This window comes from Ralstonia mannitolilytica (assembly GCF_000954135.1).
GTDB lineage: Bacteria > Pseudomonadota > Gammaproteobacteria > Burkholderiales > Burkholderiaceae > Ralstonia > Ralstonia mannitolilytica.
On the sequence record NZ_CP010800.1, the window covers coordinates 1184170 to 1208268 of the forward strand.

Genomic DNA, 24099 nt, shown 5'->3' on the forward strand with positions numbered 1-24099 from the left:
AGCCCGCGAAGAAAGATGTTTGTTGCGCGCTATTCACAGAATGCGTCGGGAGAATCCGCCGTGACGGCATCGCATCATGCGGGCACGGCGACGCCACGCCTGTTCTCATGCATCGGCACGAACGCCGAAAACGTGACAGGGGTATACGCGAATGGCTTCGCGCTGCCGGATCGGCGTCAGGCGTTCAGCCGGCCGCGACGGCGCGCGGTGGTGACCGTGGCGGCACCCGCGCGCTCAAGGTCGACGCTCGGCAGCAGGTGCAGCAGCCGCACGAGCTCCGACTGGCGATGCGTGCCCGTCTTGCGCAGGATGTCGCGGATATGCACCCGCACCGTATGCAGCGAGAGAAACTCGTGCTCGGCGATCTCCTGCAGCGTCTCGCCCGCCGCCAGTCGCGCTGCGACGATGCACTCCTTGTTCGTGAGCCCGAAGAGCGACGCCAGCACGCCGGCATCCATGACGGAGCGGGCCTCGGAGTTGCCGACCAGCACGAGCGCCAGCGGCGACGCCCACGCCGAGCGCAGTGCGTCGGACGGCGCCAGGGGCGTCGCAATGAACGGCACCGGCCGCCCATCGCGAGCCAGGTACATCCACGAGCCTGCCGCGCCCTGCACGCCGATCGAGCCCGCAGCATGCTCGATCAGGTTGCGCAGCGCCGTGTTATGGATGTGGTCTTCGGACCGCAACATGCCTCCATCGAGCGACAACCTGTCGTCTTCGGCCGTCATCGTGCGGGCCCAGGCATTCGCGTACTTCACGCGCATGGTGCGCTCGATGACCATCACGCCAAAGTCGAGCGTGTCGAGCCCCGCCATGCCAAGCGCGGCAAGTTCGTTGAGCTCGAGATTGCGCTGCTGCATGCGGGCCGCGCGCTGAAGATGCGGCAGCACGCGCTGCAGGCGCGTTTCGCGTTCGCTGGCGCTGAGCTCGGATTCGCCTTCGCGGGTGCGCAGGCGCATCACCACCTGCAGGTCGGGCGTATCGATGAGCGTGACAGCCGCCGCGGAGGATGGCTCCGTCGCAGCGCTCACGTGCAGTCGAGCGTCCTGGCAGAAATCCTGGCAGCGGCCGGCATGCGGGCACTGCTGGCACCAGCCGGATGACACGCCATGGCGCGGCGCGCCGGCATGCTTGTCCCACACGAAATAGTGCGCGCTTTCCGCGCCGGCATAGACGGAGAGCAGGGCCAGCGCAATCGGCATCTGCGCGGGCTCGAGTACCGCCTCGTAGAGGGTGTCGACGAGTCGATGAAACTCTGCGTCATCCGATAGACGTTGCAGCATGATGGCCCCCGGTGCGTATTGCGACGGCTGAGGGTGCGCTCCCTTGCTGTCGGCGTGTTGCGGCCTGATGCCGCTGTCGCTGTATTGGTTCTTGTCGTTTTGCGCGACTTCTGTGGTGATCGGCAACGCGTTGGAAAAACTGAACATTCCGCTCTGATGCTCCCAAATTCGGGCGGTGATGTATCCCCCTCAGTAGAGGGGAGTATGGGCGACTTTCAGCGCTGAAAAAATAAACAATTCAAAAAAAATCGTGCACATGTTCACGATCGGCGGTCGTGCGCGTCGGATCTCAGTTGAACTGGTAGGTGTACGCGGCATTGAACCGCAGGGCGCGCGAGCTGTTGTTCACCGGCTTGTCGCCCACGGGGCGCGCCACGGCAAGGTCGAGCGTGTAGTACTTGCGGTCAGAGAAGCGGACACCCAGGGCGATGGAGCCGAGCTGGTCGTGAATGAGCGTGCCCGCATTGGAATACACCTTGGCGGTGTCGTACAGCACGTACGGTTGCACGGTCTTGAGGTAGTCCATCGACACGGTGAACGCGCGGTTCAGTTCAACCGACGCCCCCCAGCCTCGGTCTCCGGCCACTTCGCCGGCAGGATAGGCGAGGCCGAAGAAGCGTCCGCCGAAGCTGATCTGCTCGGACGAGGGCAGCACGGCGCCGCTGTACTGTGCGGCGGCCGAGACGGCCACCCCGAAGCCCATCGGCAGATCGTGCGCCTCGCTGGCCGTCACGCGGGTGCGCAGGAAGCTCAGGTCGACATTGTTGTTGGCCGACTTGCCTGCGCCAATGCCGTTGATGCCCTGATACACCCCCAATGAGGCGCGGCGTGTCTCCCCCGGCTTCACCTCTGTGTACAGGGCTTCGGCGCCGGCCACGCGAACCTTGGCGTCCAGCTCGGTCTGCGCGAACACGGGGCTTTGCGGCGTGTAGCGCTGCTTGTCGTCGTTGCCGTAGAGCGTGCCGGTGAGCGTCAGGCTGCGCGCGTTCGACAGCAGCACCGGATAGCTCAACGACAGGCCGAGACGCTGCGTATCGGTCAGGTAGCGTGACTGGTAGCCGAGCTGCTCAAGCGGCAGGTTTTCGGGCGTGCCGCGATAGTGCGACCACGTGAGCTTGGCCAGCATGCCATCGGTGCCGATCGGCTGCGCCCAGGTGGCCGAGTAGAACGTTTCATGATCCGGCCCGCGCGGCTGCAATGTGGACACGGTGATCTGCTCGCCCAACGGCGTCACGCTGTTGAGCGTGCCGGTGATGACCGCGCGCACGCCGGGCTTGCGGTATTCCACCCCGGTGCCGATCGTGTACGGCTGGCGCTTGACGTTGAGCACGAGTTCGCTTGCGCCATCGGTGGTGGTGGGGGGCTGCACGGTGGCGGTGATCTGCACGCCCGGCTGCAGCGCGAGCACGCCGGTCACACGCTCGAACGTCTCTTTGCGCAGCGGGCGTTCGTCCATCATGCGTTGCGAGATCTCGCGCAGGCGATCCTCGAGCGGGCCAGGTGTGCCCTCGATGCGCATGCGTGCCACGTAGCCTTCCACCACGGTGATGCGCACCACACCGCCCTCGAACGTTTGAGCAGGCACGAACGCGAAAGAGAGGGGATAGCCGCGCTCGGCGTAGAGCTTCGTGACGTCGTTGGCCGCCTGCAGCAGCTGTGCGACCGTGACATCGTGACCGGCCAGCGGCGCGAAGTGCGCGGCAATCTCCGGAAAGGGCAGGGTCTTGACGCCCTCGATCTGAAATTTGCTCGGCGTCAGGTGCGTGGCGAGCAGATTCTCAAGCGCGGGGTTGGGGCGCTGAACCTCCACCTGGATCTTCTGTTCACGCGGGCGGGAGGTATCAACCTTGGGCAGCGTATCGATCGGGTTGCCCTGGGTGGGGCTGCTCTGTGCCCAGGTGAGTGCCGGACTCGTGAGCACAACGCCTGTCGCCAGGGTCAACCGCATGGTGGTGGTCCGCACGCCTGTCTTCTCCGTGGTGGTGTTCGTTTGTCATGGTGCAAGCGCATACCGCCGCGCATTGCATCAAACGATAACCGCGAGACATGGTGCTTTACAACAAGACACATCAAGGCGGCGTTCACGCGGCGCAACGTCGGCGGCTGAACCGGTGCCGCGGCGCGTGTGCCTGCGAGCCAATCACGATGCCGCATTGCGCGGCACCGGTGTTTGAGATGCGATGGCTGCGGACCAGAACGGGGGCTGGCCCGCTCCCGTTCCAGCGGTTACTGGCGCGCGCCGCCCAGCAGGCCGCCCACCGTACCCAGCAGGCCGCCCACGGTGTTCGTGATGGGCGCCAGCGGGGTGGTGGCACCTGTCGACGTGACACCCGTGCCGACCGTGGTCACGATGTTGCCAACCGGCGCGGTGATCGCGCTGACGGGATTGCTGCCGCCCGTGGCACCGCCGAGGCCGCCCAGCGCCCCGGTGACAGCGCCGAGCGGGTTGCCGCCCGCTCCGCCGGTCAGGCCGCCCAACGCATTGGTGACGGGCGCCAGCGGGCTGGTGCCACCGGTGCCACCCGCGCCGCCCAGACCGCCGAGCGCGCCGGTGATGGCACCGAGCGGATTCGTCCCGCCCGTGCCGCCGCCCAGACCGCCCAGGAGCCCGGTGATCGGAGCGAGCGGATTCGTCGGTGTGGAGGTGGACGAGTACACGACGCCGCCGAGCGCACCCACCGTATTGCCCACCGCCGTCACCACGCCGCCAAGGTTGCTGACGACCGGAACATTGGCTGCCGTGAGCGTGTTGCCGCCGTTGGCAACAGCGCCGCCCAGCGTGCCGAGCAGCGTGTTGGCCGGCGAGCCCAGGCCGGTGGCCGCGCCGAGCGTCTGCGTGCCATTGGTCAACTGCGAAGTGAGCGGCACGATCGCTGTGCTGAGCTGCTGCGTGAGCTGTTCCACCGGGCCCGTCGACAGCGCCGTGCCGAGCGTGCTGCCGCCATTCGCCACGCCCTGGCCGACCTGCGTGACGACCCCCGCCAGCGGCGTCGTGATCGGTGCGAGCGGTGCCAGCTGACCGGTGCCCAGGTTGTTGACGAGCGTTCCGGTGGCCGTGACGGTGTTGCCTGCGCCGGTGACCACATTGCCGAGGCTCGACACCGTCGTGCCCACCGGGTTGGGGTTGCGTCCGATGCTGCCAAGGCCATCCTGCACCCCCTTGCCCAGCGCCGACACGGTCTGGCCGGCGTTCTCGACCACGCCGCCCACGCCGCTCTGCACGCCGCTCAGCTGCGACGGCAGCGGTGCGTTCTTGATTGCCGTGCCCACGCCGCTGACGGCGCCGCCCGTTGCCGTCACGATGCCGCCCGTCGTATTGAGGACGCTGCCCGTCGGCGTCAGCGGAGCAGGCGCCGGTGTCGGCGAGGGTGACGGGGAAGGGGAAGGTGACGGAGATGGCGAAGGCGACGGCGACGGAGAGGGGGACGGCGAAGGCGACGGCGAAGGCGACGGCGTGTTGCCGTTGTTGTTCGACCCGCCGCCGCCCAGCCCGCCGCTCATATCCCCCGAGCCCGAGCTTGCGCATCCACCCAGGATCAACAGACCTGCCATGGTGGCTGCCAGGCTCTTGATGTTCTTGTTCATGATGGTTCTCCCGTTTTGAAAATCCGCTTTTTACGGCTGGAAAATGGTCCCAATGTGCTGATGGGTGGGCGGACTCTGCAAACGGTGTGCCATGCGGCGATTATTACGCAATCCGTAATCGCTTATGTGTATTTGGCAACTTTGATCGGGAAATCGAGCGAAATGAGGTGGGCGCGATTCAAAAACGGCGGTTATGTCCGTGTCCAACATGTTCCGTGTCACGTTACGTCGTAACGTCCGGAACACGATTTTCGGGCCCGTAACGGGGGCACTCCGTATTGGGGTAATCGCCAGGGTGTGGCCCGCAAAGCGCGCAACAGAGCCATTGCCGGAAAATCGAAGCTCTCCTCCACCGTATTGGCATGGTGTTTGCAGAAATCGGCCCGCAGTGCGCAGTACCGAGCTCAGACATCAGAAACATCATTCCAAGAAGGGGACGGACCATGACTCAGATTCGCTACTCCATCCGCGTTGCGCCGCTGGCCTGCGCTGTTGCCGCGCTCATGCTGGCGGCTTGTTCTTCGGGAGGCTCGGGCTCGGGAAGCTCGCCCAACCCCAGCCCGAACGATATGACGGGCGTCACGCCCGTCGGCAAGGTCGCCAACGGCACGGGCAACACCGTGATCGCCACGGGCCAGGCCGTCAGCGGGCTGGGCACGACCTTGCAGAACGCCAATCTTCCGGGCCTTTCCGACCAAGCCAAGGCTGGCCTGGGCGGTACGGTTTCGCATACCGGCGGCGCCGTGACCGCGCTCGGCGAGGGCCTGCGTGATGGCGTGGGCAAGATGGGCCAGAACCCCAATCCGGTCGGCACCACGGTCGCCAGCACGGGCAACGTGGTGACCGAACTGGGCCAGGCAACCGTCAGCGCCGGGTCGCTGGTGCAAGGGCTGGGCCAGGGCTCGGGAGCCCCGCTGGCACCGATCACCCAGCCGGTGGGCGGCGGTGTGCAGCAGATCGGCCAAGCGCTCATCGGTGGCGGCACGCTGCTGGGCAGCGCGCTGTCGTCGGGGGCTGTGCAGCAGGTCACGCAGCAAGTCAGCTCGGCCATCGTGCCCGTCACCACGCAGATCACCAACGCCACGCAGGCCGGCGGCGATGCCACGGGCCTGGGCGGTCCGTTCAGCTCCTTGCTGGGCACGATCGGCGGCGGCGTGGCCGGAGCCGGCAACACCATCACCGGGACGGGCGTGCCGGTGGTCTCGAGTCTGGGCCCGGTTGTCACGTCGGTGGGGACCACCGTGGCGGCGATTGGCGGTGTGGCCACCGCGGGCAATTCCGGCGGCGGGAGCAACCCGCTGGGCGGGCTGCTGGGCGGTGTAGGCGGATCGGGCGGCACCAATCCGCTGGCGCCGGTCACGGGGCTGCTTGGCGGCGGATCGCGCGGTGCCAACCCGCTCGCGCCCGTCACCGGCCTGCTGGGTGGCGCCTCGGGTGGCAGCAACCCCTTGGCACCGGTTACCAATCTGCTGAGCGGCGCAACCAGCGCGGCCGGCGGTACATCGGGCAGCGGCAATCCGCTGGCCCCTGTTACGAACTTGCTGGGCGGCGTAGGCAGCCCGGCGCACTGAGCAGTACCTGTCTGTGCTCTTGAAGGTGCGCGGGCGTGTTCCCGTCGCTCGCGCATCCTTTTTTTTGCCCAAGACAGTATGGGGAGCGTTCCAATCCACCGCAGAATGCAGGGATAACCCACCCATATAATGGGGGTAATCTGCGGCGCATTAAGGGATTTCCATTACGTATCAAGGAGTTGGCGCGCCTTCAATACAATTTAATAGAGCGTTAACTCTAAATTGTGACAAGTACCTCAACTGAGTTATTTCGTTTGGACCCTCGCAAGCCTATAAAAGCGTTACGGAACGTTACGTGACAGGCGTGACATTTCGGGAACGAAACGAAGAACCTGTGCGGCGAAAGTGGGGGTACGGGAATGAGAGCCATCATCACGCGTTTTTTACGCGAAGACGAAGGTGCCACCGCGATCGAATATGGCCTGATGGCTGGTTTAATCGCAGCGGCGATCGTCGCGAATGTTGGTGGGGTTGGAACGCAGTTGGGCAGCGTTCTCACCTATATCAGCAACAAGCTCACCGGGATTGTTCCAAGCAGCTGATCCCACGGTCTACAAGAATGTAGCAACAGGGCGAGTGCACAGCAGGAGAGAGATCATGAAACACGCCATTCTTCAGTTCATCCGCGACGAGCAAGGTGCCACGGCCATCGAATATGGCCTGATGGCAGGTCTGATCGCTGCAGCCATCGTGGCCACGGTCGGCAACGTTGGGACCAACCTCAACAGCGTCTTCAACTACATCAAGGGCAAGCTGGTCGCCCCGACGTCCTGATCCGATGGTTGGGACTCAGCTTGCGAACACCGCAGGCTGGGCCGCCGTCGCAATCTTCTCGGCTTTTGCCATCTGGTTTGATCTGCGCGCCCGTCGGGTGCCGAACTGGCTCGTGCTTGCGGGCCTGGCGCTGGCGGCTGCGCTGATCGGGCTGGGGCCGGTGCGTGCGCTGGCCGTGGATTGGCGGGACGCGCTGCTGGGCGGAGCCATCGGTTTCGCGGTCTATCTGCCGCTGTATGCCATGCGCTGGATGGGCGCGGGGGATGTCAAGTTCTTCGCGGTGGCCGGGCTGATGTGCGGCTGGCATGGGCTGCTGCCGGTGTGGGTGGTCGGCAGCGTGCTTGCCGGGTTGCACGCGCTGCTGATCCTCATGGCGCGCCGGGTCGATGCGGCGAGCCCGGCTGCGTGGCTGCTCATGCGGGCGTGCCCGCCTCTGGCGCGCTGGGACGGCGCGCAGGCCGGCCGGCGCGGCATCCCGTATGCGGCGTACATGGCCGTCGGATTGTTATGCCTGCCGTGGTGGACGTATCGCTGAACACCGCGGGAAGGCGGCGCGGGAGGCGCCCCAAAAAGTACAGACAGGATTCACCAAGAGTCGCGCGAAAGCGGCCATCGCATAGAGGGGAATCGGCCATGCCGATCAAGCAACGGGAACAGGCGCGCGAGCGGGCGCGCCGGGGCGGCGGGCGTCGCCCGCATTGCCGAAGAGACCGCACTGGCGCAGTCTCCATCGAATTTGCCGTGGTGCTTCCGTTGTTGCTCACGCTGATGCTGGGCATCACGTACTACGGGCTCATCTTTGCCATGCAGCAGGTGCTGACGCTCGCCGCAGAAGAAGGAGCCCGCGCCGCGCTGCGCTATCAGCCTTCGAACCCCCAGCGCGTGGCCGCGGCCTATACCGCTGCCAATGCCGCGCTGCCGTCCTTCATCAGCGCGCAGGTCAAGACCAACCAGAGCGCCACGCCGCTGGTCACGTGTCCGACCATGGCGAGCATGCAATGCCTGAACGTGGTGCTCACGCTGCCGGTGACGACCGGCGCCAGCCCGCTGCTGCCCGCCATTCCGCTGCTGCCGGTGCCCGATGCGCTCACGGGTTCGGCCGTGGTGCAGCTCGTTCCGAATACGTAGGCGCCATGGCCCCCACCGCTCCCCTCGACCGTATCGACAGACCGCTCCGATGACCAGCAAACATCTCCAGATCTTCGCCGCCGCGCTCTTGGTGCTGGCCGCCGTCCTGGGTGCCGTGGCCTGGCGCAGTGCACACAAGCCGCCTGCGCCCGTCAGCGTGCGCGAGAACGGCAAGACGCTGTACCCGGTGGTCGTGACCACCAAGCCGCTCGAGGCCGGCAAGCCCATTGCCGCCAATGCCGTGGCCGTGGAGATGCTGCCCATCAATCCGGCGGACGGGTTCTCCGACGTGGGCAAGGTGATCGGCCGCGAACCGATCGTCGCGCTGGGCATGGGCGTGCCGTTGATCGGCTCGCAACTGTCGTCGGGGCTGGCGCTGCAGGTCACACCCGGGCAGCGCGCGGTGGCCATCACGGTGGATGAGGTGATCGGCGTGGGCAACCGCGTGGAGCCGGGCGACTACGTCGATGTCTTCCTCGTCATGCGCCGCGACGGCCAGGAGATCGACGGCAGCCGCGCCAAGCTGCTGTTGCCGCATCTGCGCGTGCTGGCCTTCGGCGCGGTGGCAGTCAACGAGCCCCCGCAGAAAGTGCAGGACGGCGGCGCGATGTCGCGCAAGGTGGAACCCGCCAAGACGGCCGTGCTGTCCGTGCCGGTGGAGGCCGTCAGCCAGCTCGCGATGGCGCATCAGTCCGGCCGGCTGCTGCTGGCGCTGCGCAATCCCGCCGATGATGCCGAGCCCACCGTCAAGCCGCAGGATGCAGCGGTGCTGGCGGCCGCCAACCGCAACCCGATGGACGTCGCACAGACCGGCGTATCGATCAGCAACCTGACCGGCGAGCCGCGCCGCCTGGCCGCCGCGCCCATGCCGGCGCTGCCGCTCGCGGCCGCGGTGCGCAGCGCCACCGTGCGCACCAGCACAGGCGGTGTCGAGATCATCCGCGCAGGAAAACGTGAGGAGCAACATGACTGAAGCCGTCGTGGTTCGCGGTTGGATGGGCGCGGTTGTGTTGGGCTGCGCGGTGCTGGCATCGACCGCATTTGCCGAAACGGCGCCCGCCGGGCAGACGTTGCATCTGCTGGCCGGCAGCCAGCGCGAGATCCGCCTCGGCAAGCCGCTCGAGCGCATTGCGATCGGCAATCCGGACATTGCCGACGCCCTGCTGCTCAAGGGGCGAGGTGCCGCAAGCAGCCTGCTCATCGTCGCCAAGAAGCCCGGCGCCGCCAGCGTGATGGTCTGGGCGCAGGGCGGGGCCGCCATCACGTACAACGTGCAGGTGGATGCCGCGGAGCCCGTGGCGGGCGACCCGAGCGTCAGCGTGCAGGGCAATACGGCTGTCGTGTCGGGCCAGCCGAAAGACGTGTATGGGCTCGCCCGGGCCCACCGCGCCGGTGCCGCGGCCACGGGCGCGGAAAAGGCCAAGGGCGGCAATGTGGTCGACACCACGTCTCTGGGCATTCCGGGGACGGTGCAGGTCGACGTGCGCGTGGTCGAGTTCAGCAAGACGGTGCTCAAGGAGGCGGGCTTCACCTTTGGCCGCAAGCGCGGCGGGTTCGATTTCCGCACGTTTGCGCCGTCTTCGCTGACCAAGTACACCGTCGACGCCAACGGCCTGTCGACCGAATCGACCATGCCGATCAGTTCGGCGTTCAACCTGCTCCTGTCGTGGGGAAGCAAGGGCATCTTTACGGACCTGAGCCTGCTCGAGTCCAACGGCATGGCGCGCGTGCTGGCCGAACCGAGCCTGGTGGCACTGTCGGGGCAGAGCGCGAACTTCCTGGCCGGCGGCGAGATCCCGATCCCGGTGCCGCAGGCGCTCGGCACCACCACCATCGAATACAAGCCGTTCGGCATCGGGCTCACGGTGTCGCCGACCATCCTGTCGGAAAATCGCATCGCCCTCAAAGTCGCCCCGGAGGCGAGCGACCTCGACTTCAGCCGCGGCATCACGCTCAATGGCGCCACCGTGCCGGCCATCGTCACGCGGCGCGCCGACACCGTGGTCGAGCTGGGCGACGGCGAGAGCTTCGTCATCGGCGGGCTGGTGAGCCGCTCGACGCTGTCGAACCTCGACAAGGTGCCGTTCCTGGGCGATCTGCCCGTCATCGGCACCTTCTTCAAGCGCCTGAACTACAACCAGGAGGAGCGCGAGCTGGTGATCGTCGTCACGCCGCACCTCGTCAAGCCGATGGCCCGCAATGCGCCCATCGACAAGATGCTGCCGGGCCAGTCCAACGGGCAGGACCGCGACGGCGCGGGCGCGCCGGTGTGGCGGCCGTTTGCGCTCGGCATTGCCGATCCGGCCACCATGCCGGGTTTCTCGCGGTAAAGGGCAGGGGCGGGCATGGATTACTTTCTCCTGCATGGCGGCACCTACGGCGCCCAGGGCGACGCGCAATCGGCAGCGGCCCACCGCTGGCTGGCGGGCGCCATCCGCGAGCTCGGCGTGCTGGTGGCGCAGACCAGCGGGCCCGACGGCTTTCTCGAGCAGATTGCCGCCGTCAATCCCGAAGTGGTGTTCGTGCGCTTCGCCTCTTCACCGGACTCCGCGGCCGCGCCCGAGCAGGACCAGAAGCTCGGCGAAGGCACCGACGCCATCAGCGAGGCCACGCAGCTGGTGGCGCAACTGACGCAGCTGTATCCGGGGCTGCCGCTTGTGGCCGTCGGCTCGGCCAGCGACGGGCGCGCGATGCTGGCCGCGTTGCGCGCAGGCGTGAAGGACTTCATCGACGTGGATGGCGCCCCGGCCGAGGCAGTGCGTGTGGTGCGCCGCCTGCTGGCCGAGCGCGCGTCCGCCGAGCCCACGAGGCGCGGGCGAGTGCTGGCCATCCTCGGGGCGCGCCCGGGCGTGGGGACGACCACACTGGCGACGAACCTCGCCACGCTCGTGCGGCGCACGTCGGCCAGCGACGTGATGCTGCTCGACCTCGGCCAGCCGCTGCGCGATGGCGCGCTGTACCTGAACGTGCATGCGCATTTCCATTTTGTTGAGGCGGTGCGCAACCTGCGCCGCTTTGACCAGGTGTTCGTGCAGACGGCGCTGTCGCGTCACCCGAGCGGGCTCGCCGTGCTGCCGCTGCCGGTTTCGCTGGCGGAGATGCGCGACATCTCGTTTTCGGAGGCGCTCGGGCTGCTGAACCGGCTGCGCACCTTCTTCGACCTGCAGGTCGTGGACCTGGGCGGCTTCAGCAACATTGATTTCATCGCGCAGCTCGTCAAGGCGGCCGATGACGTGATGCTGGTGGCCGAGCAGAGCGTGGGCGCGATCGTCTCGGCGGCGGAGCTGATGCAGGAGCTCAAGAAGCGCGAGATCGACCGCGACCACCTGCACCTGACCATCTCGAAATTCGACACACGCCTGTCGTTGGATGCGGCGCAGATTGCCGAGCGGCTGGAGATTCCCTCGGTGCTGACCGTGCCCAACCGGCGCGAGGCCCTGGTGATTGCGTCCAACCAGGGCGCGACGCTGGCCGAGAGCCACCCGGGCGATGCGTATGTGCGCGCCCTCGCGGGCATCGCGCAAACGCTGGGCTACGCCGAGCAGGGCGAACGCGCCACGGGCGTGCAGAACTGGGTGACCGGGCTCGGCGCGCGCCTGGGCAGCCGCTTCCGGCGCAAAGCGGCAGAGGCCACTGAACTGGATATCGGTACCACCGGACGGAACGCGACATGACACAACCCATCGAGTTCTCCAACCAGACGGACGCCGGCCACGGCGCGTTTGCCGTCTCGCAGGCGTTCCAGGACATCAAGGAAGCCGCGCACGAGCATCTGCTCACGCGCATCGAAGAGCTCGGTGCCGAGTTCGGGCGCTGGTCGCGCACCGCCATCCAGCGCTTTGTCGATCTGGAGGTGGAGGGCTTCACCCGCGTGCGCCGCATTCCCGTCAACGAGACGGAAGTGCGCCAGATTGCAGAGGCGCTCACCAAGGAGCTGGCCGGCTTCGGCCCGATCGAGGATCTGCTTGCCGACCCGGCCGTGGAAGACATTCTCGTGAACGGGCATCTGGATGTGTACGTGTCGCGGCACGGCGTGCTCGAGCGCATTCCGGTGCGCTTTGCCGACAACAACCACCTGCTGCGCATCGTGCGCCGCATCCTCGCCCCGATCGGTCGGCGGCTCGACGAATCGAACCCGATGGTCGACGCGCGCCTGCCCGACGGCGGCCGCATCAACGTGGTCATTCCGCCGCTGGCGCTCGAAGGGCCCGTGGTGTCGATCCGCAAGTTCCGCAAGGATCCGCTCAAGCCCGATGACCTGCTCGGCCTGGGCACCATGAGCCCCGAGATCGGCGCGCTGCTGGAGGCCGCCGTGCAGGCACGCTGCAACATTCTCGTGAGCGGCGGGACGAGTTCGGGCAAGACATCGCTGCTCAATGCGATGGCGTATCACATTCCGACCTCGGAGCGCGTCATCACCATCGAAGACACGGCCGAGCTGTCGCTCAACCACCCGCACGTGGTGCGTCTGGAGAGCCGGCCCGGCGGTTTTGAGGGCACCGGCGCGGTGACGATCCGCGAATTGCTGCGCAACAGCCTGCGCATGCGCCCGGACCGCATCATCGTGGGCGAAGTGCGCGGCGGCGAAGTGCTCGAAATGCTGCAGGCCATGAGCACCGGGCACGATGGCTCGATGGGCACCATCCACGCCAGCAGCCCGCGCGAGTGCCTGTACCGGCTCGAGATGCTCGCGGGCTTCGCAGGCTTCCAGGGCAGCGAAATCAGCTTGCGCCGGCAGATCACCAACGCAATCGACTTCATCGTGCAGATCGGGCGGCTGTCCAACGGCAAGCGGCGCATCCTGTCGATTACCGAAGTGACGGGACTGGGCGACAACATCATCTCCACACAGGAGCTGTACCGCTACGAGCCCTATGTCGGCCCCGACGGTGAGGAGATCGACCGCTGGACCGCGCTCGGCCTGCAGCCGCATTCGCCCAAGCTGGCGCGCCTGCGCAACGGTGGCCTGGAAGGCGGCGCGATGGGCGGCATGGGTGGCGGGATGGGGGGCGGATTCGGCGGCGGAGGCCGGTTCCATGTCTGAGGCGCTCTGGTTCGGCTGCCTGGCGCTGGCCTTCGTGGGCGGCGCGCTGATGCTGTGGTCCGAGGCTGCGCGCCGCCGCGAACGCGAGGCGTCGCGCGCGTTCGTGCGCGTGCAGACCGAGCAGATCAACGCCCGCTATCAGTCGAATGCCGAAGCCGTGCCGGCCAGCGTGCCGGATTCGCTGCACCGCGCCTGGAACGATGCGCTGCGCCGCGCAGACATCGAGCCCACCCGGAGCTTCTACATGCTGCTGATTGGGCCGGCGCTGGTGTTCGCGCTCGTTGCTTGGGCGGCATCGGGCGTACTTTCGGCCGTGATGGCGCTCGCGCTGTACGCGCTCATCGCCGTGTTCTGGTTCTGGAACCGCACGCGGCGCATCAATGAGCGGCTGTTACAGCAGCTGCCGGGATTCCTCGACGGCGTGGTAAGGCTGATGAGCATCGGCAGCGCTGTGCCGGCCGCCTTCCAGGCCGCCAGCGCCAACACCGAGCCGCCGCTGCGCAACTGCCTCGTTTCCACCACGCAGATGCAGCGGGCCGGCAAGGATCTGGATGCCGCCGTGCTGGCGGTCGGCCAACAGTACCGCGTGACCGAACTGGTGCTGCTCGCCTCCGTGCTGCGGCTGTCGCTGCGCTATGGCGGTCGCGCCGACATCGTGATGGAGCGCACCGCGGCCTTCATGCGCGACCGGCAGCAGGCCCAGCGCGAACTGCTCGCGCTGTCGGCCGAGACGCGCCTGTCGGCCTGGATCCTGGGTCTGCTGCCCGTGGTGGTGGGCGGCCTGATCGTCATGTTCAACGCGAACTACGTGATGTCGATGTGGCGCGATCCCGTGGGTCAGATGCTGATCATGGCGGCGTTCGGGCTCGAGGTCATCGGAGGACTGGCGTTGGCGAAGCTGGCCAAGTCGGTCTAGGAGCAGGCATGGATGACGTGTTTCTCACCCTGAGCCTGACCGCCGCGGCGGCGGGGTTGCTGTTGCTGGGCGGCATCGCGGTTCGCGCCGTGCTGATGCGCCAGCGCAGCGTGCGCAAGCTTGATTCAGCGTTGTCCAATGTACGGGCGGCAGCAGCAGGCGCGGCACCCGCGCCGGCGGCCCCGGCTGTGCCGGCAGCGCCTGCCACCAAGGTACCGGCGCACGGCGTGCGCGAGGCGCGCCAACTGCAGCAGCAGATCGCCAGGGTCGGCCAGCGCTGGATCGACACGCCGCTGGGCCAGCGCATCCTCACTGAGGAAGACAGCAAGCTGCTGGAGGAATGCGGCTTTTACGGCGAACACGCGCGCACCGTGTTCGGCGGTCTGCGCATCGTGCTGCCGCCGCTACTGGCCATAGTGGGCTTCGTGCTGGCCGCAACGGGGGGCAAGGCGCTGCTCTGGGCGTTCATGGGTTTCGCCATCGGGTACCTCGCGCCCAAGTGGTACCTCAAGCATCGCTCGCAGGACCGCCGGCGGCGCGTCGACGAAGAGATGCCGGTGATGGTGGACATGCTGCGCCTGCTGCAGGGGGTGGGGCTGTCGATCGACCAGAGCCTGCAGGTCATCGCCAATGAATTTCCCGGGATGCTGCCCGTGCTGGCCGGCGAGTTTGGCCGGGCCAACCAGCAGTTCGCCTCGGGCCGCCCGCGCGAGCAGACGCTGCTGCGCATCGCCCGCCTGTTCGACAACGAAGACCTGAAGGGGCTGATCACGCTGCTCACGCAGGTGGACCGCTTTGGCGGCGCGGTGCAGGAGCCGCTGCGGCAGTTCGGCCTGCGCCTGCAGGAAAACCGCCGCGCGCGCATGAAAGAGCGCATCGGCAAGCTGACCGTCAAGATGACCGCGGTGATGGTCATGACGCTGCTGCCGGCGCTGCTCATCATCACCGCCGGCCCAGGGTTCATGGGCGTGATGCGCAGCCTGAAACACGTCGCAGGAGGAGGTTGAGGTGAGGACAACCCAGATCGCCGCACGCGCCCGGCGTGCATGGCCGATGGCGGCACTGCTGGTGCTGGCAGGCTGCGGCTCGATGGCTGCGTCGGACATGAGCCGCCGTACCGACGCCGATATCGAGATGGCCCGCCAGCGCCAGGGCGAAGAGAAGGCCGAGATCAGCAGCCCGGCCACGTATCAGGCGCTGATCCGCAAGATGCAGGAGCAGGGCCTGTATTACGCATCGCTGGCGCACATCGATGCCTATGAGCAGCGCTACGGACGCGTGCCCGAGATGCAGCTGCTGCGCGCCGATGCCCTGCGCGAGACCGACCAGGCCGCCGCGGCTGAAGCGGCTTACCGTGCCGTCATCGCCGCGACGTCGGCCATGGGCGCCGGCACGCAGGGCGCCATGTTGAATGCGGGCGCGTGGCGGGGGCTTGGCATCACCGCCGGCCGCCGCGGCAACTTTGCCGACGCCGCGCGCTTCCTGCAGGTGGCCGCGCAGGCCAATCCCACCGACGCCAGCACCGTGAGCGACTACGGCTACGCGCTGATGCGCGCCGGCGAAGTCGAGCAGGCCCGGGTGCCCCTCATGCAGGCCCAGCAGATGGCCGGATCGAGCGCGAAGATTGCCGGCAACCTCGTGATCTGGCTGACGGTGAATGACCGCAAGCAGGAAGCCGCATCGCTGGCGGCGCACACACAGTTGAGCACGGCCGCACGCAAGGCCATCGACGACGATGCCATGCAGGTGATGCGTGCCTGGCGCGATCGGCGCATCGCCCGCGAGACTGCTCCGGCGGCACCGGTGGCCCCGCGTGCCGTGGCCACGCTGCAGCCGGCCGCTCGCCCATCCAACCATCCGCTTGCGCTGCAGCGCGGGCGCCTGCTCGACACCCTGGAGGTTGCGCAATGATCGATCGGATGCTTCTGGCCGCAGGCGTCGCGGCATGGCTTGCCGCGGGGCCGGTGGCTGCGCAGGGGTTCAGCGGCTCGGCACAGCCGGGGGCCGAGCCCGAGGCGCCCAAGGTCGGTCACCACGTGGCCGACGCGACGCGCGCATTGCTCAAGGCCCAGCGCGAGGGGACGTATGCCGGAGAACCGGCTCCGCTGCGCGGTGATGTGGCGGTGCTGGGGTATCAGCGTTATCTCGATTCATTCACCCAGCCCATGCCGGGGCTCACGCAGACGCAGTCCGGCACGCGCGCTTCCACGGTGAACTTCGTCCAGCAATCCGGCCGCTGACCGAGCGCATCGTGAACCGGCCCGCCATCCGCCCCTCGCGTATCGTCACGCTGCGCCGCCTGCATGGCGCCATCAGTGTGATGACGGCCGCCTTTGTGGCCACGATCGGGCTGGCGGTGCTCGTGTCGATCGATATCGGCAACCTGTTCTATTCGCAGCGGGCGCTGCAGCGGGCGGCCGATCTGGCGGCCATGGCGGCAGCGCAGCGCCTGGATGTTCCCAATGCCGCGCAACTCGCCGTGCAGCAGAACGGGCTGACGGTGGACGGCAACAACGTCAAGCTGACGGCGGCGCCCGGCGTCTGGGATGCCACCACCGGGACCGCGCCGACCTACTTCACGGCGCAGTCGGCTGTGGACGGCAACACCAATGCGGTGCAGGTGACGGTGTCGCAGAACGTGCCGTACTTCTTCACCATCGGGCAGCGCACGCTGCAGGCGACGGCCATTGCCAAGAACACGTCCATCGTGGCGTTCTCGCTTGGCTCGGGGCTGGCGTCGCTTGACAACGGTCTGCTCAACCGGCTGCTCGGCTATCTGCTGCACACCAACCTGAATCTGGACGCGGCTTCCTACCAGGGGCTTGCCACGACGAATATCCGGCTGGGCGACCTGGCGGTGGCGCTCGGCGCGGGGTCGATGCAGGAGCTGCTCGCACTGTCGCCGAGCCTCGGGACGTTGTTCAACGCCATGGTGTCGGTGGCCTCGCAGTCGGGGCTGGCCGGGCTGTCGGTGGGCGGTGCCGGGGCCAGCAACGCGCTGTCGTTCGGCAGCGACCTCAACGTGCCGATCAACATTGGCGACGGCGGCGCATCTTCGCCGGGCCTGCTGCAGGTGCTGGCGCTGGCCGGTAACGAAAAGGCTGCACTTGACGCCACGGTCAATGTGCTGGACCTGCTGACGACCGCTGCGCAGATTGCCAACAGCAAGTCGGCCGTGAATGTGAGCCCCGTTACGCTGAACCTCCTCGGGCTCGGCTCCGTCAAGCTGTCATTGAAGATCATCGAGCCGCCGGTCATCGCCGTCGGGCCGCCGGGCCAGTTCCTGTCGGGGCCGAATGCGGGGCAGTGGAAAACGCAGGCGCGCACGGCGCAGGTGCGGTTGGGGTTGGACGTGAATGCCAATCTGCTTCTCGCCGGCCTCGACTTGCCGATCGGCTTACAGGTTGCAGCAGCACAGGCGCACGCAAAATCGACCAGTTGCACGATCCCTCGCAAGAATTCGACCGCGACCATCTCGGTCCAGCCTCAGCCCGTGTCGTTATGCATTGCAGCGGGTGCAGCCAGCGCGGTGAATGGCGCCATGAATTGCGCAACGGCGCCGTTTGCGCCTTTGGTGGATCTAGGGCCCTTGGGAGCCGTGACCATCAAGGCCAATGTGTCGCCGACCGCCAATTCCAACTGGAGCGACGAAACGATTGCAGCAAGCCAGATCGGCTTGAATCCCCAAACGGATACGGGTGGCAAGTCTCCACCGCGCGTTGCGACGCCGGCGGTCTTCAGTTCCATCTTGAACAGCAATCTGAATCAACTTCAGCTGAACGCGACGCTTCCGCTCGTGGGCACCATTCCGCTCGGGGACGCCGGCAAGCTGATTCTTGCGCCCGTTGTGGCGGCCATCGGCCAGACACTCGACACCGGACTCTCACCTTTGCTCGGCGCCCTCGGCATCCAGCTCGGCTACGCCGACATCAAACTCCTCTCGCTCGGCTGCGACGCCGTCGAGCTCGTCTACTGACAGGGAAGCGACGACATGAAAACCGATCGCTGGGCGTACGAAGCGCTTGAGATCTTCGTCTGGGAAGGCCGCCACGACATTGCAGATCGCGTGGCACGATTCATGGCGCCGTTCGGCGCCGAGGTGATCCGTGCCGGCGGCATCGATTTCCAGCCGGCCGAGCCGCGCCTGAAGCCCAGCGTGGCGATCATCAGCGCGTCGGTGGTCGAAAGCGGCGGCTTTACCGTGCTCGACTGGCAGGCCGCGCAGGGCATGCCCGTGATCTGGGTGGCCGCCGATACGCAGCACGATCCGAGCCGTTTCCCGCCCGAATACACACACGTGCTGGGGCCGGACTTTGGCGCGACCGAGCTGCGCGCGCAGATCGGCAAGGTGCTGCCCGCGCTGTCGTCCTCGCAGGACGAGGCGCGCGACCAGAGCGATCTCGTGGCCGCATCGCCCGCCATGCAGGGGCTGCTGGAGCAGGTCGATACGTTTGCCGACTGCGACAGCAACGTCATGCTCTACGGCGAAACCGGTGCAGGCAAGGAGCGCATCGCGCGCCTGCTGCACGACAAGAACAGCGTGTACGGCAAGGGCCCGTTTGTGGCGGTCAACTGCGGCGCGATTCCCGACGGGCTGTTCGAATCGCAGTTCTTCGGCCATGCCAAGGGCGCGTTCACCGGGGCCATGTACGCACACCGGGGTTACTTCGAGCAGGCCAACGGCGGGACGCTGTTCCTGGATGAACTCGGCGACCTGCCGCTGTATCAGCAGGTGAAGCTGCTGCGCGTGCTGGAAGACAGCGAGTGCACGCGGCTGGGCTACACCGTGCCGGTCAAGCTGGACTTCCGCCTGGTGGCCGCCACCAACAAGAACCTGCGCGAGATGGTGGCCACCGGCAAGTTCCGGGCCGACCTGTATTTCCGCCTCGCCGTGATCGAGTTGCGCATCCCGAGCCTGGAACAGCGCGGCGCGGAAGACAAGGTCGCGCTGCTGCTGTCTTTCCTGCGGCACCTGCTGGGCGACAAGGTGTACGACAGCATCCCCCCGGTGCCCGAGTGGGTGCGGGCGTCCGTCGGCCGCGCCTACTTTGCGGGCAACGTGCGCGAGCTGCGCAACCTCGCCGAGCGCATCGGCATCACCCTGCGCCAGTTCGGCCGCTGGGACGAAGCGCGCATCCTGCCGCTGTTTGCCGGCCTGCAGCGCGACGCCTTCGAGCGGGAGGCCGGCAATGGCTCCTACGGGGAGCGGAGCAACGGCGGCAATGGCGGCGAAGAAGAGCGCCGCCGCATCCTTGCCGCGCTGGATGCCAACAACTGGCGCCGCCAGGACACCGCCGCCACGCTCGGCATCAGCCGCAAGGTGCTGTGGGAAAAGATGCGCAAATACCAGATTGCCGACGGCGAAACCGAGCTGCGCGAGCTGGAGTGACGCCAAACAACACCCCCACGGCCCTGGGGCGGGCCCGCGTGCCACTCGGGCGGCGGATCGCGTATAGTTTTCGGCTGCAACACCTGCGCAGAATCCACAGTGTCGAGATGAGAACAACAAAACAGTCAGGGAAAGCGCCGCAACAGGCGTTCCAGAGGGGATTGGCCGTTGCCGCCGCGGTGGCGATCATGGGCGGCACAGCCGCCTGCACATCGGCCGTGGCACAGAGCCCGGCTGCACCGCCCACCGCCATTGCACCGATTGCCGGCACGCCCGTGCCTGCATTGACAGCCACGGTGGGCCAGCCGGCCGCGCCGGCGGCCGCCAGTGCACCGGCCGCGTCGAACGGCAAGGCCCCGGCTGAAGCGTCGGCCGCCGGCGGTGCCGTGCACGAGTTGCAGCAGCGCATGCAGGCCCGCGAGCTGTCGGAGCTGCGCACGACTTACAACGGTGCCTATGGCGCGAGCCTGCTGTTTGCCCAGAGCGACCTGACGTACTACGTGACGCTGTTTCAGCAGAAAGACCTCTGGCGCGTCGTCAAGACCACCAACGAGGCCTTTGCGGAGCGCCTGTACAACGACTTCGCCAAGCAGACGCGTGCCATGGCCGACCTGGAGCTGCAGCGGATCCGTCTCGAGGCCCAGAAGGAGCGCGCCGAACGCCAGATCGCCGCGCAGGAAGAACGGCTGCGCGGCCTGCGCACCGATCTCGACATCCAGCGCCAGCAGCAGGCCCAGGCACTGGAGCGCCAGAAGGTCGCCCGCACCGAGGCCGATGCGCTGGACGCCGAACGCCGCGCCGCGCGCGCCCGTGTCGAGGCGTTGCAGCGCCAGATTCGCGAGCTGGAGGCGCAGGTCAATGCGCCGTTCAATTCGCAGCAGCGGCGTCGCTGAGCGCGACTGCATGAAACGCGACATCGGGCGGCCCACGGGTCGCCCGATGCACTTTTAGGGGGCGATTTCCAAACACGGCGACAGTGTTTGCCGTCGCTCGCAAGCGGCGCGTACATTGGCTAGGGCTCCTAACCCCATTCCCGCCGTCGACCACGCATGCGCTCTGCCTCCGAGTTGCCCGCCAACGTGTCGGCCATGGTTGACCCCAAGGCCGAGCCCATCCCGCAGCCCAAGGGGCTGCCCTGGCTGGGCAATCTGCTGCAACTGCCCAAGGACCGCCTTGCCCAGACGCTGCTGGAAACCAGCCGGCACTTTCCGCAAGGGCTCTACCAGCTCGACTTTGCCGGCCGCCGCGTGCCCTTCGTCTACGCCGCCGACCTGGTGGCCGAGCTCAGTGACGAAACGCGCTTTCGCAAGCTGATCGGCCCGCCGCTGTCGTTCCTGCGTGCCGGGGCTGGCGACGGGCTCTTCACCGCACACCACGACGAGCCCAACTGGGGCAAGGCGCACCGCATCCTGCTGCCGGCATTCAGCCAGCGCGCGATGAAGGGCTACTTTGACGTGATGCTCGAGGTGGCCAACGCACTGGCTGATAAATGGGCGCGCCAGGGCCCCGAGGCGGACATCGCCGTGGCCGACGACATGACGCGGCTCACGCTCGACACCATCTCGCTGGCGGGCTTCGGATACCGCTTCGACTCGTTCAATACGCCGGAGCTGCATCCGTTCCTGGCGGCGATGGTGGGCGTGCTGTCCGAAGCCATGGGCAAGCTCACGCGCCTGCCGCTCAAAGACCGGTTCATGCGCGAGCATCATCGCCGCTTTGCGCAGGACGTGGCTGCCATGCACGCGCTGGTGGACGAGGTCATCCGCGCGCGTCGCCATGCGCCGGACGGTGCCGCCGCCGCGAGCGACCTGCTGGGTCTGATGCTCAACGCCCGCGACCCGGTGACCGACGAGCCGCTGGACGACACGAACATCCGCTTCCAGGTCATCACGTTCCTGATCGCGGGGCACGAAACGACCAGCGGCCTGCTCACCTTCGCGCTGTACATGCTGCTGCGCAATCCGGCCGTGCTGGCGCAGGCGTATGCCGAAGTCGACCGCGTGCTGCCTGGCGACACGGTGCCGCAGTATGCGCATCTGGCGCGGCTCGACGTGCTCGAGCGCGTGCTCAAGGAAACGCTGCGCCTGTGGCCCACCGCCCCGAGTTTTGCCGTGGCGCCGTATGAAGACACGCGCATCGGCGGCCGCTACGTCATCCGCAAGGACCAACGCGTGGTGACGCTGCTGCTGGGGCTGCATCGCGACCCTGCGGTATGGGCGCGTCCTGAAGTGTTCGACATCGACCGCTTCTTGCCTGAGAACGAGGCCCGCCTGCACCCGCACGCATACAAGCCGTTCGGCAACGGCGAGCGTGCCTGCATCGGCCGCCAGTTTGCGCTGACCGAAGCAAAGCTGGCGCTCGCGGTGATCCTGCAGCGCTTCGCGTTGTCCGACCCCTACGATTACGGCTTCCGGATCAAGGAGACGTTGACCCTCAAGCCAGACGGCTTCCGCCTGCGTGCGCGGCGGCGCAATGCGCACGAGCGGCTGTCGGTGGCGATGCCCGCGCGCGTCGATGCTGCCAAGCAGCCCGATGCCGAGGCCGCGCTGGCCGGCGGCGGTGAACCGATGCATGTGCTGTACGGCGGCAGCCTCGGTACATGCCAGGACATTGCCGAGCAGCTTGCCGCCACGGCGTCGCGCGCGGGCTTTGATGCCAAGGTCGCGCCGCTGGACACGATTGCCGATGCGCTGCCGCAGCACGGCACGCTCATCGTCGTGGCCGCGACGTATAACGGCCGGGCGCCGGACAGCGCCCGCACCCTCGAAGCCAGGCTCGACGCGAGCGGCGCGCGCGTGCCGCAGGCCAGCGCATTGCGCTACGCCGTGCTGGGCTGCGGCAACTCGCAATGGCCTGCGTTCCAGGCGTTTCCGAAGCGGGTGGAAGCCATGCTGGCGGCATCCGGCGCGCAAGCCATCGTGCCGCGCGGCGAGGCCGACGGCAACGCCGGTTTCGATGCCGCGGTCGATGCGTGGATACGCGGCCTATGGAGCGCACTCGGTGCCCGAGAGGCGCACGCAGAGGGTGCGTCCGTCAGCGTCCGGTATGTCGCACCGGACGCCGTTCGCGCGGCCACACTGCCGCCCACGGCACGACCTGTGACAGTGCTCGGCAACGATGAACTGGTCAGCGACCCGACGGGCTTGTGGGATTTCACGCAGGAAGCGCCTCGCGGGCCCACGCGGCACATCACCGTGCGTCTGCCGGACGGCGAGACCTATGCCACGGGCGACCACCTCGCCGTCTACCCGCGCAATGCCGATGACCGCGTCGATGCCGCCATCGCGCGACTCGGCCTGGAGGCCGATGCACTGGTCACGCTCACCGCGCGCCATGCGCATGTCCGGCATCTGCCGCTGGAGCAGCCCGTGTCGGTGCGCCAGCTGCTGCGCGACTTCGTCGAGCTGCAGGACACCGCCACGGTGCGCGATATCGCAGCGCTGCACGCGGCCACGCGCTGTCCGGTCACGCGCGGGCAGCTTGCCGTGTGGCTCGAGGGCGATGAGGCGGCGCGGCGCTTCGATCAGGACGTGCAGGCCGCGCACGTGAGCGTGCTCGATTTGCTGATCCGCTTTCCGGCGATCGAGCTGTCGCTGGAGGCGTTCCTGGCCCGGCTTGGCGCAATGCGGCCACGGTTCTATTCGATCGCTTCGTCGGCGCGTGTGTCGCCGCAGGTGGTGTCATTGACGGTCGGCATGGTGTCGGGCCCGGCGTGGTCCGGTGCGGGCATGTATCGCGGCACGGCCTCCAACTATCTGATGCAGCTGCGGCCCGGTGCGGAGATCGCCGCCGCCGTGCGCACGCCCAACCCGCCGTTCGCCCCCGAGGCGGATGCGAGCACGCCGATGGTGCTGATCGGCGCCGGCACGGGCATCGCGCCGTTTCGCGGCTTTCTCGAAGAGCGCGCCGCCCGGCAGGCCGCAGGGCACGCTGTGGCGACGTCGCTGCTGTGCTTCGGCTGCCGCCATCCCGAGCACGACTTCCTGTACCGCGACACGCTGCGTGCTTGGCAGGACGCAGGCGTGGTGCGCGTCTTTCCCGCATATTCGTGCGTGCCCGGTCATCCGCATCGCTTCGTACAGCATGCACTGTGGGATGCGCGTGACGCCGTGTGGGCGGCATTCGATGCCGGGGCCACGCTGTACGTCTGCGGCGACGGGCGGGCCATGGCGCCGGCCGTGCGCGACACGCTCATCCGCATGCACCAGGCGCGCCATGGCAGCGATCTTGCAACGGCATCCGATTGGCTCGCGGCGCAGATGCAGGCCGGACGGTATCGGCAAGACGTCTTCAACTGATGCGCCTGATGGTGTCGCGCTGCCGCATCACCGCGCCGGGCTTGGGCGGACGCGGGAAGGGCCCATGTTACGATTCGCCACTCGGAGCACAGCGCTTTTGGCTTGGCGACG

General features: G+C 67.5%; 20 protein-coding genes. 17 read left to right on the forward strand and 3 right to left on the reverse strand.

Annotated features, from left to right (window positions below):
- Window positions 1-176: 176 nt before the first annotated feature.
- The 3 genes from TK49_RS21845 to TK49_RS21855 form a co-directional block, all read right to left on the reverse strand.
- Window positions 177-1430, reverse strand: a complete 1254-nt coding sequence (locus TK49_RS21845) for a helix-turn-helix transcriptional regulator (protein WP_045220005.1) — start codon at window positions 1428-1430, stop codon at window positions 177-179.
- Window positions 1431-1572: 142 nt separating this feature from the next.
- Entirely contained in the window at window positions 1573-3246 is a 1674-nt protein-coding gene (locus tag TK49_RS21850; protein WP_045220006.1) for a ShlB/FhaC/HecB family hemolysin secretion/activation protein, read from the reverse strand.
- A 263-nt stretch (window positions 3247-3509) separates the two neighbouring features.
- Window positions 3510-4868, reverse strand: coding sequence for a collagen-like triple helix repeat-containing protein (locus TK49_RS21855; protein WP_045220009.1), 1359 nt, complete (start codon window positions 4866-4868; stop codon window positions 3510-3512).
- 443 nt (window positions 4869-5311) lie between these two features.
- Between TK49_RS21855 and TK49_RS21860 the strand changes: the two genes are divergently transcribed.
- The 17 genes from TK49_RS21860 to TK49_RS21940 all read left to right on the forward strand — a co-directional run bounded on the left by TK49_RS21860 (window position 5312) and on the right by TK49_RS21940 (window position 23988).
- Window positions 5312-6439 (forward strand): collagen-like triple helix repeat-containing protein, encoded by a 1128-nt coding sequence (locus TK49_RS21860; RefSeq protein WP_045220012.1) that lies wholly within the window; start codon window positions 5312-5314, stop codon window positions 6437-6439.
- A gap of 359 nt (window positions 6440-6798) precedes the next feature.
- Window positions 6799-6981 (forward strand): Flp family type IVb pilin, encoded by a 183-nt coding sequence (locus tag TK49_RS21865; protein WP_045220014.1) that lies wholly within the window; start codon window positions 6799-6801, stop codon window positions 6979-6981.
- A gap of 55 nt (window positions 6982-7036) precedes the next feature.
- Entirely contained in the window at window positions 7037-7213 is a 177-nt protein-coding gene (locus TK49_RS21870) for a Flp family type IVb pilin (protein WP_045220016.1), read from the forward strand.
- A 97-nt stretch (window positions 7214-7310) separates the two neighbouring features.
- On the forward strand, window positions 7311-7748 hold the full coding sequence (locus TK49_RS21875) for an A24 family peptidase (RefSeq protein WP_240480084.1): 438 nt from the start codon (window positions 7311-7313) through the stop codon (window positions 7746-7748).
- Window positions 7749-7846: 98 nt separating this feature from the next.
- Window positions 7847-8341, forward strand: coding sequence for a TadE/TadG family type IV pilus assembly protein (locus TK49_RS21880; protein WP_045220021.1), 495 nt, complete (start codon window positions 7847-7849; stop codon window positions 8339-8341).
- A 49-nt stretch (window positions 8342-8390) separates the two neighbouring features.
- The gene (gene cpaB / locus TK49_RS21885) at window positions 8391-9314 is read left to right on the forward strand and encodes a Flp pilus assembly protein CpaB (protein WP_045220023.1); all 924 of its coding nucleotides are present in this window, start codon (window positions 8391-8393) and stop codon (window positions 9312-9314) included.
- Entirely contained in the window at window positions 9307-10671 is a 1365-nt protein-coding gene (locus TK49_RS21890) for a type II and III secretion system protein family protein (protein ID WP_045220026.1), read from the forward strand. Before cpaB ends, TK49_RS21890 begins: the two co-directional genes overlap by 8 nt.
- A gap of 15 nt (window positions 10672-10686) precedes the next feature.
- The gene (locus TK49_RS21895) at window positions 10687-12015 is read left to right on the forward strand and encodes a CpaE/TadZ family protein (RefSeq protein ID WP_045220028.1); all 1329 of its coding nucleotides are present in this window, start codon (window positions 10687-10689) and stop codon (window positions 12013-12015) included.
- Entirely contained in the window at window positions 12012-13385 is a 1374-nt protein-coding gene (locus TK49_RS21900; RefSeq protein ID WP_045220030.1) for a TadA family conjugal transfer-associated ATPase, read from the forward strand. Before TK49_RS21895 ends, TK49_RS21900 begins: the two co-directional genes overlap by 4 nt.
- Window positions 13378-14301, forward strand: coding sequence for a type II secretion system F family protein (locus TK49_RS21905; protein ID WP_045220032.1), 924 nt, complete (start codon window positions 13378-13380; stop codon window positions 14299-14301). The genes TK49_RS21900 and TK49_RS21905 overlap by 8 nt, the downstream gene beginning before the upstream one ends.
- Before the next feature lie 8 nt (window positions 14302-14309).
- On the forward strand, window positions 14310-15308 hold the full coding sequence (locus tag TK49_RS21910; protein WP_045220034.1) for a type II secretion system F family protein: 999 nt from the start codon (window positions 14310-14312) through the stop codon (window positions 15306-15308).
- A 46-nt stretch (window positions 15309-15354) separates the two neighbouring features.
- Window positions 15355-16212 (forward strand): tetratricopeptide repeat protein, encoded by an 858-nt coding sequence (locus tag TK49_RS21915; RefSeq protein ID WP_045220036.1) that lies wholly within the window; start codon window positions 15355-15357, stop codon window positions 16210-16212.
- On the forward strand, window positions 16209-16541 hold the full coding sequence (locus TK49_RS21920) for a DUF3613 domain-containing protein (protein WP_045220038.1): 333 nt from the start codon (window positions 16209-16211) through the stop codon (window positions 16539-16541). Before TK49_RS21915 ends, TK49_RS21920 begins: the two co-directional genes overlap by 4 nt.
- Window positions 16542-16552: 11 nt before the next feature.
- Window positions 16553-18277: a TadG family pilus assembly protein gene (locus TK49_RS21925; protein WP_240480036.1), complete on the forward strand. Its 1725-nt coding sequence runs from the start codon at window positions 16553-16555 to the stop codon at window positions 18275-18277.
- A 15-nt stretch (window positions 18278-18292) separates the two neighbouring features.
- Window positions 18293-19690 carry a sigma-54-dependent Fis family transcriptional regulator gene (locus TK49_RS21930; protein WP_045220040.1) on the forward strand — a complete coding sequence of 466 codons (1398 nt, stop codon included), beginning with the start codon at window positions 18293-18295 and terminating at the stop codon, window positions 19688-19690.
- 107 nt (window positions 19691-19797) lie between these two features.
- Window positions 19798-20583 (forward strand): DUF2968 domain-containing protein, encoded by a 786-nt coding sequence (locus TK49_RS21935; protein ID WP_045220041.1) that lies wholly within the window; start codon window positions 19798-19800, stop codon window positions 20581-20583.
- Between the two features lie 156 nt (window positions 20584-20739).
- Window positions 20740-23988 carry a bifunctional cytochrome P450/NADPH--P450 reductase gene (locus TK49_RS21940; RefSeq protein WP_045220042.1) on the forward strand — a complete coding sequence of 1083 codons (3249 nt, stop codon included), beginning with the start codon at window positions 20740-20742 and terminating at the stop codon, window positions 23986-23988.
- Window positions 23989-24099: the final 111 nt, after the last annotated feature.

Bases quoted from the DNA above. Each gene is read 5' to 3' on its own strand.
- TK49_RS21910 (WP_045220034.1), top strand. From the start codon at position 14,310: ATGGATGACGTGTTTCTCACCCTGAGCCTGACCGCCGCGGCGGCGGGG.
- TK49_RS21905 (WP_045220032.1), top strand. From the start codon at position 13,378: ATGTCTGAGGCGCTCTGGTTCGGCTGCCTGGCGCTGGCCTTCGTGGGC.
- TK49_RS21920 (WP_045220038.1), top strand. From the start codon at position 16,209: ATGATCGATCGGATGCTTCTGGCCGCAGGCGTCGCGGCATGGCTTGCC.
- TK49_RS21930 (WP_045220040.1), top strand. From the start codon at position 18,293: ATGAAAACCGATCGCTGGGCGTACGAAGCGCTTGAGATCTTCGTCTGG.
- cpaB (WP_045220023.1), top strand. From the start codon at position 8,391: ATGACCAGCAAACATCTCCAGATCTTCGCCGCCGCGCTCTTGGTGCTG.
- TK49_RS21880 (WP_045220021.1), top strand. From the start codon at position 7,847: ATGCCGATCAAGCAACGGGAACAGGCGCGCGAGCGGGCGCGCCGGGGC.
- TK49_RS21900 (WP_045220030.1), top strand. From the start codon at position 12,012: ATGACACAACCCATCGAGTTCTCCAACCAGACGGACGCCGGCCACGGC.
- TK49_RS21895 (WP_045220028.1), top strand. From the start codon at position 10,687: ATGGATTACTTTCTCCTGCATGGCGGCACCTACGGCGCCCAGGGCGAC.
- TK49_RS21940 (WP_045220042.1), top strand. From the start codon at position 20,740: ATGCGCTCTGCCTCCGAGTTGCCCGCCAACGTGTCGGCCATGGTTGAC.
- TK49_RS21915 (WP_045220036.1), top strand. From the start codon at position 15,355: ATGGCGGCACTGCTGGTGCTGGCAGGCTGCGGCTCGATGGCTGCGTCG.
- TK49_RS21935 (WP_045220041.1), top strand. From the start codon at position 19,798: ATGAGAACAACAAAACAGTCAGGGAAAGCGCCGCAACAGGCGTTCCAG.
- TK49_RS21870 (WP_045220016.1), top strand. From the start codon at position 7,037: ATGAAACACGCCATTCTTCAGTTCATCCGCGACGAGCAAGGTGCCACG.
- TK49_RS21865 (WP_045220014.1), top strand. From the start codon at position 6,799: ATGAGAGCCATCATCACGCGTTTTTTACGCGAAGACGAAGGTGCCACC.
- TK49_RS21855 (WP_045220009.1), bottom strand. From the start codon at position 4,868: ATGAACAAGAACATCAAGAGCCTGGCAGCCACCATGGCAGGTCTGTTG.
- TK49_RS21860 (WP_045220012.1), top strand. From the start codon at position 5,312: ATGACTCAGATTCGCTACTCCATCCGCGTTGCGCCGCTGGCCTGCGCT.
- TK49_RS21845 (WP_045220005.1), bottom strand. From the start codon at position 1,430: ATGTTCAGTTTTTCCAACGCGTTGCCGATCACCACAGAAGTCGCGCAA.
- TK49_RS21890 (WP_045220026.1), top strand. From the start codon at position 9,307: ATGACTGAAGCCGTCGTGGTTCGCGGTTGGATGGGCGCGGTTGTGTTG.